The sequence below is a fragment of the Pedobacter zeaxanthinifaciens genome, from assembly GCF_003313335.1.
Classification (GTDB): Bacteria; Bacteroidota; Bacteroidia; order Sphingobacteriales; family Sphingobacteriaceae; genus Pedobacter; species Pedobacter zeaxanthinifaciens.
In genome coordinates this window covers 115,290-130,596 of record NZ_QMHP01000008.1, presented here as the reverse complement: position 1 = coordinate 130,596, position 15,307 = coordinate 115,290, and the positions used below count along the sequence as shown (strand labels likewise).

Annotated in this window: 13 protein-coding genes; 5 read left to right on the top strand and 8 right to left on the bottom strand. The window is 37.2% G+C overall.

What is annotated here, in order from left to right; genetic code table 11:
- Positions 1-28: 28 nt before the first annotated feature.
- A complete protein-coding gene (locus DUT68_RS13355; RefSeq protein ID WP_113638712.1) occupies positions 29-511 on the bottom strand; it encodes a hypothetical protein in 483 nt (160 codons plus the stop codon).
- A 51-nt stretch (positions 512-562) separates the two neighbouring features.
- Between DUT68_RS13355 and DUT68_RS13350 the strand changes: the two genes are divergently transcribed.
- Both DUT68_RS13350 and DUT68_RS13345 read left to right on the top strand, forming a co-directional pair.
- The gene (locus tag DUT68_RS13350; RefSeq protein ID WP_113638711.1) at positions 563-1,051 is read left to right on the top strand and encodes an ABC transporter ATPase; all 489 of its coding nucleotides are present in this window, start codon (positions 563-565) and stop codon (positions 1,049-1,051) included.
- A 189-nt stretch (positions 1,052-1,240) separates the two neighbouring features.
- The gene (locus DUT68_RS13345; RefSeq protein WP_113638710.1) at positions 1,241-3,679 is read left to right on the top strand and encodes an AsmA family protein; all 2,439 of its coding nucleotides are present in this window, start codon (positions 1,241-1,243) and stop codon (positions 3,677-3,679) included.
- A gap of 80 nt (positions 3,680-3,759) precedes the next feature.
- Here the strand turns inward: DUT68_RS13345 and mtgA are convergent, their stop codons facing one another.
- Positions 3,760-4,482 carry a monofunctional biosynthetic peptidoglycan transglycosylase gene (gene mtgA, locus DUT68_RS13340; protein WP_113638709.1) on the bottom strand — a complete coding sequence of 241 codons (723 nt, stop codon included), beginning with the start codon at positions 4,480-4,482 and terminating at the stop codon, positions 3,760-3,762.
- A 763-nt stretch (positions 4,483-5,245) separates the two neighbouring features.
- On the opposite strand from mtgA, the gene nth reads away from it, so the two are divergent.
- Positions 5,246-5,905, top strand: coding sequence for an endonuclease III (nth, locus tag DUT68_RS13335; protein WP_113638708.1), 660 nt, complete (start codon positions 5,246-5,248; stop codon positions 5,903-5,905).
- Between the two features lie 135 nt (positions 5,906-6,040).
- Positions 6,041-7,051 (top strand): recombinase RecA, encoded by a 1,011-nt coding sequence (recA, locus tag DUT68_RS13330; protein ID WP_113638707.1) that lies wholly within the window; start codon positions 6,041-6,043, stop codon positions 7,049-7,051.
- Positions 7,052-7,109: 58 nt separating this feature from the next.
- Here recA and DUT68_RS13325 read toward each other — a convergent pair whose 3' ends face one another.
- Entirely contained in the window at positions 7,110-8,147 is a 1,038-nt protein-coding gene (locus DUT68_RS13325; protein ID WP_113638706.1) for a polysaccharide biosynthesis protein, read from the bottom strand.
- A 212-nt stretch (positions 8,148-8,359) separates the two neighbouring features.
- On the opposite strand from DUT68_RS13325, the gene DUT68_RS13320 reads away from it, so the two are divergent.
- Positions 8,360-9,430, top strand: coding sequence for a glycosyltransferase family 4 protein (locus tag DUT68_RS13320; RefSeq protein WP_113638705.1), 1,071 nt, complete (start codon positions 8,360-8,362; stop codon positions 9,428-9,430).
- A 351-nt stretch (positions 9,431-9,781) separates the two neighbouring features.
- Here the strand turns inward: DUT68_RS13320 and DUT68_RS13315 are convergent, their stop codons facing one another.
- The 5 genes from DUT68_RS13315 to DUT68_RS13295 form a co-directional block, all read right to left on the bottom strand.
- Positions 9,782-10,699: an FkbM family methyltransferase gene (locus DUT68_RS13315; protein ID WP_113638704.1), complete on the bottom strand. Its 918-nt coding sequence runs from the start codon at positions 10,697-10,699 to the stop codon at positions 9,782-9,784.
- Entirely contained in the window at positions 10,689-12,224 is a 1,536-nt protein-coding gene (locus tag DUT68_RS13310) for a B12-binding domain-containing radical SAM protein (protein WP_113638703.1), read from the bottom strand. The genes DUT68_RS13315 and DUT68_RS13310 overlap by 11 nt, the downstream gene beginning before the upstream one ends.
- A 160-nt stretch (positions 12,225-12,384) precedes the next feature.
- Positions 12,385-13,080: a HemK2/MTQ2 family protein methyltransferase gene (locus tag DUT68_RS13305; RefSeq protein WP_113638702.1), complete on the bottom strand. Its 696-nt coding sequence runs from the start codon at positions 13,078-13,080 to the stop codon at positions 12,385-12,387.
- Entirely contained in the window at positions 13,077-14,471 is a 1,395-nt protein-coding gene (locus DUT68_RS13300) for a B12-binding domain-containing radical SAM protein (protein WP_113638701.1), read from the bottom strand. Before DUT68_RS13300 ends, DUT68_RS13305 begins: the two co-directional genes overlap by 4 nt.
- A gap of 12 nt (positions 14,472-14,483) precedes the next feature.
- Entirely contained in the window at positions 14,484-15,290 is an 807-nt protein-coding gene (locus tag DUT68_RS13295; protein WP_113638700.1) for a methyltransferase domain-containing protein, read from the bottom strand.
- Positions 15,291-15,307 lie beyond the last annotated feature (17 nt).

Genomic DNA, 15,307 nt, shown 5'->3' with positions numbered 1-15,307 from the left:
CGATTGCATAGCATTTGACATAGCAAAGCTATTTATTTACACTCAACTGAATTTGGCTTAACTGTCTAAATCGATCAGCTAGCTCGTTCAGCTTTTCTTCGTCAATGCTTTTTAGGGGAATCACCAAGTAAGTAGCCATAGAGTCAATGTCTCCATTCTTATCCTTTCTGGTTTGTACAATTACATCATCGTTTTTGGTATGCAACCAAAGCTGCCCACTTTTGGTGTCACCATAATAATCCATCGATTTAAACCTCGATAAATTGAAGGAAAAGAACTCTTCCTTACCATTGGCGTAAATTTTCCTATACCTGCAAAAACCTGTGTTGGTAACATTCAACTCATAGCGCTTTAATGGCTCTTGTTGACCATCCTTATCGTAGTACTTATTTAGCAATTCGTGGATAAAAACACGGCTATCCTCTGGAAAAATAAATCCAGAAGAGACCAATAAAGCTAGCCCAAACCCTAAAAAAACAAACTTTTTTAAGTCCAATGTAAACTTTTGCATGAGAGTCCCGTTTTAACTTCTGAAAGTTAAATATTTTGATAAATTTGGAATATGATTTTTTCTCCACAATCAAAAGTTTGGATTTACCAAAGCAACAGGAAATTCACCGACCAAGAAACTGCCAGCATACAAGAAACATTAAACAACTTTGTAGCGCAGTGGACAGCACATGGACACCAACTTAAAGCCAAGGCGGAAATTTTTCACGATTACTTTATTGTACTTACAGTTGATCAGGAAGTGGCTAACGCTACTGGCTGCTCTATCGATGCTTCTGTTAGGGTGATTAAGGATATTGAAACAAAATTTAGGCTAGACTTATTTGACCGTTTCAACATGGCCTACAAAGTTGATGGAGACGTTAATGTAGTGACGAAAGAAGACTTCGAAACCCTGATCAGCATTAAAAAAATTGGGCTTGATACGATAGTATTTAACAACCTAGTGCAAACCCTCGAAGAATTTAATCAGAAATGGGAAGTGCCATTAAAAGACAGCTGGCATAAAAATGTTTTTGCAGAGCAATTGGCAGATAGTTAATCGGTTAACTATTTATAGGTTAACTGTTTAATTGGTTAATTGTTTAATTCACAACTAATCTCCAACTACTCACACCTGACCCCTGACCCCTAATCCCTAACAACTAATCCCTAACCCCTATCAACTAGTCCCTTACCACTCGAAACAACTGACGTACTTGTTTGTTATGATAACTTACAGATACCGTTTATGTTACGTTGGCTCAAAATATCTTTAAAAATTATTGGCGCTTTAGTGCTTTTATTGGTAGTAATTTGGTTAGGTGCCGCCTACTACATCAATCATAATAACAAGGCTATTTTAGCCAAAATCCTAAATCAAGTTAACGCAAAAGTTAACGGCTCGGTAAAGGTATCACATATGGAAACCACCTTACTCAAAGGATTTCCTGGTGTAGCAGTATCGCTCAAAAATGTTTCCCTGCGAGATAGTCTTTACAGCAAGCACCATAAAGAATTAGTTTCCGCAAAAGATATTGATGTAAGTTTAAATGCGCTTTCCCTTTTTCTAGGCACCATCAATATTCGTAAGGTTTCCATTAATAACGCCAGCATTTATCTATATACCGATAGCAGCGGCTACAGCAATACCAGTATGTTCCGCAAAAAGGATAAAAATAAATCCGTAGAAAATGATGGCGGCTCAACAGATTTACAAGTAAGATTGATTGATTTGAACAATGTTAATTTGGTGGTTGATAACCAAAAAAAATTCAAGCTATTCAGTTTTTATGTAGATGAACTGAAAGGCAAGGTAAAATATCCATTTGGTCGTTGGGACGGCGAATTTAAATTGAAAACCAAAATCAACAGTTTTGCCTTTAACACCAGAAAAGGTAGTTTCCTTAAAGATAAAACCTTATCCGGCAGTCTCACGGCACATTACGACGGCGACGCCGAAGTGATCATGATAGATCAAAAGCCTCTAAAAATTGGAAACGACACCTATCAAATTGGCGCTAACATTAACATTGCCGAAAATAAGTCAGCCTTTTCAATAGCCATTAAAGCCGACCAGCTATTGTACAAAAACATTGCTTCTATTTTAGCGCCAAACATCTCCGAAAAACTGTTCAAGTTTGGCATCGAAAAACCTGTGGATGTTACAGCCAGCATCATTGATGATGGGGATAAAAGTCATGCCGACCCTTTAATTAACGTTAAAATGAGCGTGAAAAACAATAATATCTCCATTCCATCGGGTGAATTAACCGATTGCTCTTTTACTGGTTATTTTTCAAACCAAGATACCACCACCCGACCAATTGGTGATGCTAACTCCGTAATTCGTTTCTTCGGATTAACCGGCAACTATTACAATGCGCCAATTAAGGTAGATACATTTACCGTAGCCAACTTGGAAAAACCATTAGCGCAGGGGTTGGTTATCTCAAAATTCGATCTAGAAAGACTAAATAGTTCATTTGAAGACGAAACTTTTAGGTTTGGAAAAGGTACTGCCGATTTGCGTTTATATTGCCAAGCCGACATTGATAATTTCTTGTTCACCAAACCAGTGATTCACGGAAAAGTAGCAATTAAAAATGCGGACATTACCTATCTACCACGTAACATGAAAATTGTCAATAGCTCACTGGACTTAAATTTTAGTCAGAAAGATTTACACATTACCAATAGCAGGTTTCAGCTAGGGCGCAGTGTAGTGCAAATGACTTGCGACATGCAGAATTTTTTAAATTTCTACTATACCGATCCAGAGAAAATAGAAATCAACGTTAAACTTAAAAGTCCTAACTTGAATTTAAGCGAGTTTATGCCTTTTTTAGGGCCACGCCAAGCACGTCGTAAAAAAACCTCCACCCGAAATGCTATTAAGGAAGCATCGGAACAATTACGCGATGCCCTAGAAGCTTCAAGAGTAAACCTGCAACTCAAGGTAGATAAGGCAACTTACCAAAAATTTGTTGCTTACCATCTTAATTCAAACATCTCCTTAATTGGTAATGGCGTTTATTTCAACAACATGAGTGTACAGCATGCCGGCGGACAAATCAATTTCAACGGAAAAATAGAACAGCTTGGCGCTGTTAATAAAATGCAGCTCAATGCCAATATCGCCAAAGTTAGCATCAAAGAATTTTTTTATGCCTTCGATAATTTCGGACAAAAATCTATCACCAACAAAAACTTAAAAGGGTTTTTATCTGCCAAAGTAAATGCGCAAGGTAGTATCAGTTCAAAAGGAAATATCATTCCCAAATCCATGTTCGGTAAGGTGAATTTTACTTTGGACAAAGCTGCATTGGTAGGGTTTGAGCCGCTGGAGAAAATTGGGAAATTTGTTTTCCGAAGCAGAAACTTATCCAATGTGCAATTGGAAAAACTAAATGGCGTACTTACATTACGTGGCGAAACCGTTGATATTAGCCCTATGAAAGTAAATTCCACTGCGTTAAATTTTGATGTGCAAGGCGTTTACGGCTTCAATAAAGGGACAAACATTGCATTGGACATTCCCTTACGCGACCCGAAAAAGAGCGCAGATATCATTGATAAAAAAGAACGTGAACTGGCCCGTATGAAAGGTATTGTGTTGCACCTAAAAGCGGTTGATGAAGATGGAGAAATTAAGATTAAGTGGAATAAGAAGAAGGACAGAGAAAAGTAGCAAGTACCAATGTTCATTGAGCCAATGACCAGTGAACCAATGACCAATGACCAATGAACTAATGACCAATGAACTAAAAATTAAAAATCAAGCGGGCCCAACCTCCGCATGTTTCTCATAATTAAATACTGCCTGTGCTTAATATACCTGGTAGCTTTATTTGGGTTCCAGCGGATGGGATTAGGAAAACAAGCCGCCAACAGCGCTGCCTCTTGCCTACTCATCTTGGTACACGAATGTCCGTAATAAGCTTGTGAAGCAGCTTCAGCCCCATAAATGCCATCTCCCATTTCTATAACGTTCAAATACACTTCCAATATTCGCTCTTTGCTCCACATTACCTCAATTAGCAGTGTAAAGTAAGCTTCAAATGCTTTCCGAATGTAAGAACGACCAGGCCATAAAAACACATTCTTTGCCGTTTGCTGCGAAATCGTACTACCGCCCCTGATTTTTTTCTTCTTTTTGCCTTTCTTTTCGTTGGCTTTGTAAGCTTTTTCAATGGCGTTCAAATCAAAACCCATGTGTTTTAGGAAAAGTTGGTCTTCGGCACTTACTGCCGCACGCTTCATATTGTCTGAAATATCTTCAAACTTCACCCACTTGTTCCTAATTTTTGCCGGTTGTTCGCCTGGCTTATGCTCCCATTTACGCTGCACCATCAAAAACGTAATTGGCGGGTTAATGAACCGATAGGCCAATACCCAAATCACCGAAAATACGAAGAACCATAACAGCACTTTACCTGCTGCCAGTGCAATCCGTTTGAATAACGATTTTTTGCTATTTGATTTTCGAGCCATTGCTACAAAGGTAAAGTTTTTAGCTTAAGCTCGAAATCTGCCGAAAAAAGCCATTCTATTGAGGTTAAATTTTTTTTGAAAAGCAAAAGCAGTGGTGCTATTGAAATCAGTCCCGCTTTTCGTTTCAATCTTTTTGTGTAAGGCATTCAAAACTTACGAAGTTTTAGAAACTTCGTAAGTTTAATTCTTGGTCTGCGACAAAAAGTATTTACACTCCAATCGGGTTTAATTGGCAATTTCGGTGCTATAACTTTGTCAATCTTGCTATATCACCAATAGCTTTGCGACGTCTGCGCCACTTAATTCTACTTTGCGGTATTATCTTAACCGCAAAGCAAAGAAGTTTCCGCAAAGTTTACTGCAATAGCTTTTGTCAATTACTATATCACTAATAGCTTTGCGACCTCTGCGCAACTTAATTTTCCTTTGCGGTATTATTATCGTAACCGCAAAGCAAAGAAGTCTCCGCAAAGTTTACTGCCGATAGCTTTGTCAATCTTACTAGACACTTGCAAAGAAGATTGACAAAGTTGGTTTTACTGCAAGTACATTGTTAATTAAACCCGATTGACGCGAAAAGCTCCCGATTGCAAAGCGGGACTTGTAGCAAAAAGCGGGAATACAATTGCCAAGAAATACTGCACAAACATTTTCAAAATAAAAACGCTGACCGGCAAACAAATGAACTAGTGAACCAATGAACTATTGAACAAATGAACTAGTGAACTATTGAACCAATGCACTAATAATCGTAATTTCGCCTATGCTAAAAAAAGAACGTTACCGTTGTTTTGTAGAGCATTTTTCTACCAAACAGCCGCACGCTGAGACAGAACTACATTACAACAATCCATTCCAGTTGCTGGTAGCGGTAATTTTATCTGCCCAGTGTACGGATAAGCGTATCAACCAAGTAACACCGGCACTTTTTAATCGTTTCCCTAACGCCAAAGCGCTTGCTGAAACTACACCAGACATTGTTTTTGATTATATCAAAAGCGTGAGTTACCCCAACAACAAGGCTAAACATTTGGTTGGGATGGCCAATATGCTGCTTCATCAATTTAACAACGAGGTGCCATCGGATGTGAAAGAGCTGCAAAAAATGCCAGGTGTTGGCAGAAAAACAGCTAACGTGATCGCATCTGTAGTGTATAACGAGCCTGCAATGGCGGTAGATACGCACGTTTTTAGGGTAGCCAACAGGCTGGGGCTAACTAAGGGCAAAACGCCATTGGCGGTGGAAAAAGATTTGGTAAAAAACCTACCCGAACATACCATAGCCACGGCACACCATTGGTTAATTTTACATGGCAGATATGTATGTGTAGCCCGCAGTCCAAAGTGCGAAATTTGCGAGTTAACCTATTTTTGCCAATATTTTGAAAAGCTACAGAAAGCTAAAAACATGAGCAAAATTTAACACATCAAAAAAATTTTCTAAAATTATTTGCATTTATTATAAACAATTTGATATGTTTGCTAAAATTATTAGTTAAACATAATTTATTATTTGCCGAAACGTATTGTTATATTTATTCCCTGAACTTTAAAAAACATGAATCCAAACGCAGACAAATTAAAAGCTTTGCAGCTTACTTTAGATAAACTTGAAAAATCATACGGCAAAGGTTCTATCATGAAACTTGGCGACCAAGCGGTAGAAAGCATGGAAGCAATTTCTACGGGATCTATTAGCTTGGATATTGCTTTAGGTGTTGGCGGCGTACCAAAAGGTCGTATCATTGAAATTTACGGACCAGAATCATCAGGTAAAACAACTTTAGCGACACACATTATTGCAGAAGCTCAAAAGAAAGGCGGCATAGCTGCAATAATTGATGCGGAGCATGCTTTTGATAAATTTTACGCAAAAAAATTAGGTGTTGACACTGACAACCTATTAATATCTCAACCTGATAATGGTGAGCAAGCCTTAGAAATTGCTGATAATTTGATTCGATCGGGCGCTATTGATGTAATTGTTATTGACTCTGTTGCTGCTTTGGTGCCTAAAGCTGAAATTGAAGGCGAAATGGGCGATAGCAGAATGGGGTTGCAAGCTCGTTTGATGAGCCAGGCGTTACGTAAATTGACAGGAACTATTGCAAAAACTGGATGTTGCTGTATTTTTATTAACCAGTTACGTGAGAAAATTGGTGTAATGTTTGGTAACCCTGAAACTACAACTGGTGGTAACGCACTTAAATTCTACGCATCAGTACGTTTAGATATTCGCCGCACGTCGCAGATTAAAGATTCTGACGAGGTTTCAGGTAACCGCGTTAAGGTGAAAATTGTAAAAAACAAAGTTGCCCCTCCTTTCCGTTTGGCTGAGTTTGACATCATGTTTGGTGAAGGTATTTCTAAAACAGGCGAAATTATTGATCTTGGTGTTGATTTTGGCATTGTTAAAAAAGCTGGATCTTGGTTCTCTTATGGTGATACTAAGTTAGGTCAAGGTAGAGATGCAGTTAAACAATTGCTACTTGACAACCCTGAGTTAGCGGAACAAATTGAAGCACAAATTAGAGAAGAAGTGAGCGGAGAGCAGTTAGAAGAAAATTAGAATTTGCCCACTACATAAATTAAAGCGCATGTTTATTGAAAACATGCGCTTTTTATTTTTAGCTTGACTGATGGTGAGTTGTTTGATGCTTCTTAACCTCTCGGCTCAACAAAAACCAAAACGTCATTTGGCCTATTGCCACTCCAGTTAGTGCACTGTACAGCTCTTGCTGCAACGCTAACAAAATATAAAGTGAGCAAAATTCTACCAGCAACACTATTATGGTAAGAAAAACCACTCTATTTTCTAATTTATTCTTCAAAAGAAAAAGGATGTCTAGGCTGTAAACAAATGATGGAAATACAGAAAAAAACAACAAAACGCCTAGGATTGGGGTAGTTTCTATTCCTGCAAAATGCCTGAAAATAATTGAAATAACGAGCAGTATAATTGGCGTAATAAATAAACCAGCCGAGCAAATTAAACGTTTAACTTTACGATAGACCATCTCCCCGTTTCTATATAGGTTTTTTTGATATGGAGAATAAATTAAATAAGGTATTATCATTGCGTTAACGAAAACAGCGTTAAATAACTGATAATTGGCCAACAAAGATTTGTTATGAGTGTACGAAACCAAGTACAAATCAAGTCGCGACATCAAAAACCCTACAATAGAAAAAATGAATAACCCGTAAGATTTCCAAAGATAACTTACATCAAAACTTGGCCTAACATACCAAGGATATACATAGCCGTTAAGTATGGAAACGGCCAACAACGTACGCAATAACTGATAAAACGTGTACAACCTGAGGAAGTTTTTAATATCTCCAAATGATTGAAAACTAAAAAAACAGACTAAAAAGCAAACATAACAAACCACTTCAATTAAGCTAGACCACGTGTACAAGCGTTCGTAGCGCATTAGTGCAAAAAAAAGTTGTCCCACGAATGTAACTGCGATAGAGAGTGCAATAGCAGTTGCTATTGCAACAGGAAATAGAAGAAAAGTGATACCAAAAGACAGCAACAAGATAGGCATCCTACTTAGCAATAGCTCCTGGATTATTACAACAGCGTTATTTGGCCTGCGGCTTATCTTCCTAATAATCAAATCTGTACCACCCCAAGCAACTATGGCAACTGCTGCCATTAAGTAAAGTGAATAACCAACAAAATCAGCCCATAGGTTTTTTGAGTAATGGTTGATTACTAAAAAGGGAAGAGAAAAACTAATTATGCTACTTATGCCTTGCCGCAGCACATTCTTAAGTATGGTTGAAAACTTCCGTTTTAGCATTAAGGTAGGTTGTTAGGAAAGTAGATAAATTTTATTCTGAGCAAATAAAGTTATATTTTGCAAATATGTTGATCTACCTCGACGATTTTATTTTCCACTTACAGTCGGTTGGTGGCATATCCGTTTATTGGAAATCGGTAATCTCGGAAATGTCCAAATCTAAGGCCATCGATTTTAAAGTACTCACAAATAAGATAAATCCCTGCTCCATAAAAGAAATCAGTTCAAAACAGCTGTCAGAGTATCGATATCCATTTTTCTTATCACGCATCTTATTAAAAAAACTGCAACCAAAAAGCATTTTTCATTCCAGTTACTTGCGTATTTCTTTACAAAAAAACATAGCTAACGTAGTAACCATACATGATTTAGCGGCAGAGATGGGACACGTAAAAGGTATACGTGCAGCAGTGAAAAAATGGCTTCAAAAAATCGCTATTAAACGTGCCGATGGTATTATTTGCGTATCTGAAGAAACCAAAAAAAACCTGTTAATTTACTACCCAGATGCTTTTAGTAAAAAAATTTGTGTGATACATCACGGATGTTCCGATACACTATTTCCGTTAGAAGGCATTCAAAAGGTTAACAATAAAATCATTTTTGTAGGTAGGCGCAGCCACTATAAGAATTTTCAGATTTGTATCGATATTATCGAAAAACTACCTCAATATAACCTGGTGGTAATTAGCAACGAAAAGTTCTACAAAACAGAATGGAAAACTTACAAATCGAAATTTGGGAACAGGATACAACATTTCGAAAACATCAGCACCGATGAGTTAAACTATCATTATAACACTGCCCATTGCCTAATATACCCAAGTAAATATGAAGGTTTTGGATTACCTGTTCTTGAAGCCATGAAAACAGGGTGTCCAGTAGTTTGTTCGGATATTCCATGCTTGAGAGAAATTGCAGAAGATGGAGCTATATTTATTAGCGACTACGAAAATCCTGATGCATTTGTAAACGAAATACTTTCTTTAAACCACTTGCAAAAAAGAACAGAAATGATAAAAAAAGGGATAAAAAGGGCTCGAAAATTTAGCTGGGCGAACCACCTTATTTCGATGACTCAATTTTATTCAATAGTACATCATAGTAAATTTGGAGAGTCGGCGTCAAACTATTAAACCTTAAATTTTGATATCAAATTAAATAAAGTTAAAACTAGCGGCAATAAGCTTAATGAACAAGTGAATATAACCAGAAAGATAGCAGCATATTGCGTTGGCCCTCAGCTAAATCTAAAAACATAATTACAATTACTTCAATAAATGCAATAACCCTCGCTTACCAAGCTTGACATTTTTTAATAAACAGCAATGAAGAATTAGAAATTGTTTAAATTTCAGTTTAACTTTTTACTTGTCAGTCTGAGCTTGGCGGAGACTACTTGTTAAAAAATGTTTCGAAAAGCTCAACATGACAGCTGTATGTTAATCAACAGAAATTTAAACAGTTTCTTAGATAGTTAGTAATTATCATTTACTAAGTATACGCTTAACCTCAACAAATATTGGAGGCAGCAAAAGCCTTAGAAATTTTCTTAGCCTACTAGCAAAACCTACACTGCCAAGCTTAGCTATGCTTTGAATTTCATCTTTTGATAGGCCATAATCCTCCAAAAATCTATGCGCCAAACTTTTATATCCCAAACTAAATAATATGATGGCCGCTTTAAAACCAAACTGTCCATTCAAACGATCAACAACATATATAGCATCGCCACAAGGTGCATAATGTTCATGCGTTGCAAAATCATCTCTCCGATAGGTCCTGAAATCGACAAGTGTATACCCAAAACTCCGCAAAAAGGCATCTACATCGGTAAAAAGCGCTTGATTTTTATATACAGGTATAGTTGAAACTTCTACTTTTATTACAGCGATGCTCTTATCAATCAACAGTTGGCTACTCCCCTTCAACACTTCCAATTCGCTGCCCTGTGTATCTATTTTCAAATAGTCTATTTGTTTAATCCCCTGCTCAAGCACATAGCTATCCAAAGTTCTCATTTGTACGGGAGCTTGGCTTTTTACCGATATAGCATCTGCCCACTTATCAAATTCCTTGTATTGACCGAAGTGCTTTAAGTAGTTGTCCTTATCGGGTGTCAACAAACTACTCATGGAAGCATTTTGGGTGATATTAAGCGAAACCTGCGCTACGTCGGCTACGCCTAATGCATATTGGTTAATGCGAAGTTTCTTAAATTTATGATTAAGATAGCGTTTCGTCAAGTTTGCACATTCAATGTAATTAGGCTCAAAGGCGTACATCTCTGTTATACTTAACAAATTGCGAAAATATTCCAACGCACCTTTAGCGCCAACATCAACAAGTACAATGTCTTGAATATTATGATTATCTAACACCTTGATTAATTGACTATTCAGCATTTTCTGACGTATAAATTACTTCTGCGCCTTCGGTATTTGGCATCCTATATTTCAACCAAAATCTATTTGCTAATTTTATCTCGTAGGGATAACTAAAAATATTAAGCGCATATCGCCAGCTAGATAAAAGCTTTATTAATCGTATTTGCCACTTAGTTAATTTTAAATCAGATATGGTTGGATAGCGGGCATTTATCACTAGTTCAAAATCAAGAATTTTGTTCACGATTTTGGGGCTCAACCAAGGTGTAAGTGGATTTCTTCGCAAATCGAATTTTTGCCAATTATCATCCAGCCAATCATCAAGATGTTGTGGAAATTTAAACCCTAATGCTTTTACTTGTTCGTACATCTCCGAACCTTCGGTTGGTACCGGGCTATAAACGTAAATAATGATTTCCGTAGCTGGGTTTAATACTTTGATTTTCTTGATGAAATTTATATCAAAATTAACTTGCTGCATTACCTTTTGAGCCGTAGGTGCCGGGAAACCAAGTACAAACGAAAACTCCGGAATAATACCCACAGCTTTCATACGTTTAACGAAGTTAAGCATTTGCGCCTGCGACTGTGTACCACCCTTATCTACCTGCTTAAGGATTTCATCATTCCCACTCTCAGCGCCAAAAAAAATCATTTTACAACCACATGCTCTCATCAATTTCAACGATTCATCGGAGTATTTATCAATGGTATCTATCCTCCCTTCACCCCACCAAGTAATATTTTCATCCTTAATTAAATGGCAAAACTCCACCACTCGCTTTTCCGAAACAAAAAAGTTGTTGTCAAAAAACTCCACCGAGTCAACGCCATATTTGTTTTTTAGGAACTTGATATCTTGATAAATTAACGATGCACTTTTGCCTTTCCAACGTGCCTCAAAAATGGGTACTACTGCACAAAAAGAACATGTAAATGGGCATCCAAAACTGGAATGATAGCCAATTGTTTTGTTTCCAAGATAGGTTTTACCCAAATAATTTTTAAGTGGATAAAGTGTATTCAAATAATCATACGGCAGTAAAGGCAAGTCATCCATATCAATTAAGGTCACCTTTGGTGTCTTGATTATATGGCCATCTTGTTTATAAATTAGGTTACTAATTAGCGGAATTGTAGGTTTTTGTTGATCTAAGGCATCAAGCAAAGCCGGAAACGCTAAGTCTCCTATGCCATTAATCACATAATCTACATATCCCGAATCTAGCACTACTTTATGTTGGTTGGTGGCAAAATATCCTCCCCAAATAGTTACAACATTTGGAAATTGGCCTCTAATTTTTTTGGTAATTGGAATAGCTTCTTTAAGTTGCGGCCCCGGCATTACTGTGCATCCAAAATATTTATATTCTCCTGTCCGCAAGTATGCTTCTATCTTTGCGCCGGGATCTGTTTCCATATTCCCATCAACAATGACATATTCCCATTTACCGTGTATAGAAGCTGCCACTTGCAGAATTCCGATAGGAACGCGATGCTTATTTTTAGCACTTCGTGGATTGAAGAGTATGACTTTGTTCACTTTAATTTTACTAATATTATTTTCAATAGGTTTATCTATAAATTATGGCAATCAGTTGTTGATAATCAATAACTTGTAGCCTTATTAAATACTGAATTCACAAACCAGCATTTTCTTTGCAAGCATCATTACCATCTTTATTGCTTTTTTAACGCTATTTTTAGCCATCACTGGAAGCGAAACTATATTTATTAATTTCAAACAGATAATTTTGCTCAATTATACGATCGTGCCGTTCTATTTGGTTCCAAATTAGCTGATTTTTTTCGGCTATTTCTCGTATCTGACGTATCTCACAATGCTCGCTTAGCACCAAAATTATTTTGGCATAAGATTGCATGTAAGCACTTATTTCACGAAATAAACGTTCAAAAAAACTGAAATCTTCACCACAATACCACGCCTGCTCAGCATAGTTTTGAGGTGTTTTTGGAAAATATGGTGGGTTTATTAAAATGATGTCAAATTGCATTTGTGGTACCATATCTAATAAATCCGACTGATATACACTTAAACGTTGTCCATTGCGTTCAGCATTTGATTTTGTACATGCACATGCCGCAGGGTTAATGTCAACTGCAGTTACTGAGGCCTTTTTTTTTGCGGCATAAATGGCTACCGCCCCGCTCCCACTTCCTATTTCAAGTAGGCTTCTGTCTTTCACCTCGTTGCGATCTAACCAGTTCAACAAAATCTTAGTGCTGAAGAAAAAAACAGGATGAAAAACCCCTGGTGAAACCACTAAATCCATACCTTTTAATTTAGCCCTACGCGAAGATGATCCGTACCAATGATACAATGGCTGCAAAACATACCTACTTAAAGGCTTATTAAGTTGCTGAATTATTTTTCTCATGCCACTAATTTCCTTTTTTCTAGATACATGCCTATTCGAGCTTTAACTGATTTTAGCTTCGCCTTTAAACTATCGTGCCAAGCCAAGTCACGTTCTTTTCGCTGAAGAAAAGTCATTTCACTATTGATCCACTGAATTGCGTACTGGTAATATTTTTTGCTAAATGTCTGTTTAAATGCAATTTGCCTGTCCGTTGTAGTAGCAAAATCGAGGTCAGCTACATTACTTGAAGCCTCCACTTGCTGAAATAGTTCGGTACCTCTAATTGGATAAGTAATGGTAATTGTATAAAACGTTGGATTAGCCTTTTTTAGGTGTTTTAATGTTTGCTTAATATCTTGTTCTGTTTCCTCGGGATAGCCCAACATGATAAATGTTCCTGCCTCTATGTCATTTTGTTTTGCTGCTCTTATCATCTGCTGTACTAAATCTACATCTACACGCCTGTCCATCAAATCAATAATGTTTTGACTACCACTTTCTGCGCCAATCCAAACCCTATAGCAACCGCTTTGCTTAAGCAATTTGATCACCTCATCATTCATCCTATCAGCTCGTGTGATACATTCGTATTTAATATTGAGGTTTTTCTCTTTCACTATTGTAGCGAATTCTACAAGCCACTTATGACTTATGGTAAATACATCATCTACAAACCAAATGTTATCAGGATTGTATTGTTGAGCAATATATTCCAACTCTTCCACTACATTAGCAGGAGTGCGCCTTCGATAGCTTTTACCATAAACTCCCCTGCTGCACCATTTACAAGTGTATGGGCAACCCCGCATGGTGCTAATGGTGATTGAGCTATAGCCATGATACTGCTTCCAAGTAGCCAAATACTTAGCTAAATCAATCTTTTTCCTATTTGGAAAAGGAAGTTTGTCAAGCTCCTTGTTGAGTGGACGTTCTGGATTAGTAAATACCTTGCCCTTGTCTAAAAAAGAAATGCCGGGTATATGATCAACTTTATCTTGGCGGATAATTGCTGCTACCAATTCACCAAATGTTTCTTCACCTTCTCCCAGTACAATATAATTAGCACCCAGCTTCAAATACGCTTCCTTATTGTACCTTACATCCGGTCCGCCTAAAACTACTTTCACTTTCTTTAGCGCCTGATGTGTATTAACAAACCTTAATAGTTTTACGACATTCAATTTGGTAACCAAGTTTACGTATATCCCTAGCACCAATGGGCTATTCGAAATCAGGTAGTTGCTCAATTCGTTAAAACTTGAGAACGTACTATCAAAAACTTCGTTAGCTATACCTTGTTCCTCTAAAAAAGAAGAAAGGTAAAGAATCCCCAACGGCGGGTATGGCTTCATGATCTGCTGCTCGGCAGCATCTTCATCAATAAAATATCCATGTGTTAGAACCACCATAAATTTAAGCGCTTAATTTTTTCCAGAGCTAGTGATTTTAACCATATAATGATCACTAAAAAAACACAAAAAGCTGAGCCCTTTAACTAAATTTTCTAGTTTAACAAGCAAATTAAAAAGCGCAGGGCACTTTGTTGCCCATGCATTTAAATAAGATGGCCATATAAAAAACCCAACTGTTTGAAAGTTAGTAATTTTTAACGATGGAGGCAAAAGACGCTTGAGGGTTTTTGGAGAATAATACCAAGTTTTCACGAAATTATCCGCATTTAGTTGGGCGTTTACTGAGTCCTTAGTGTAGCGTCGGAATACATTTTTCCAATTCAGTTTTAAACAAAAATAAAAGGATTCCCAAATACAAACTGTAGGCATTAATACCAAGTAAATACAGCCATTTGGCTTTAGCATTAACGATAGCTGCTGAAGCAGAGATTCGATTTCAAACCGATCTAAGCAATTCAGTCCACCGAAGTTAGAATGGATAATGTCAAACCGTTTTTCCAAAACGATTGGAGACAAATTAGAGGCGTCTTCTAACCTAAAACTTGCCTTTAAATTAGTTTTATTTTTTTGTTCTGCCACCTCTACCATCTTCTCAGAGATGTCGGTTGCTAGGATGCTATTCACTTGCTTTTTTTCACCAAACCACTGCGCATCTTCCCCGGTTCCGCAATTCAATTCAAAAATATCTACGTTTTTTAATCCCTGTAGATTTTTATCTAAGAATTTAAGAACTATATTTCGTTGTGCTATACCAATTTTAGTGTTTGTGAATTCTTGGTCGTAGTAGGAAGCTGTGAAGTCAAATTGTTTTGTCATAGTCGAAGTAGAAAGTA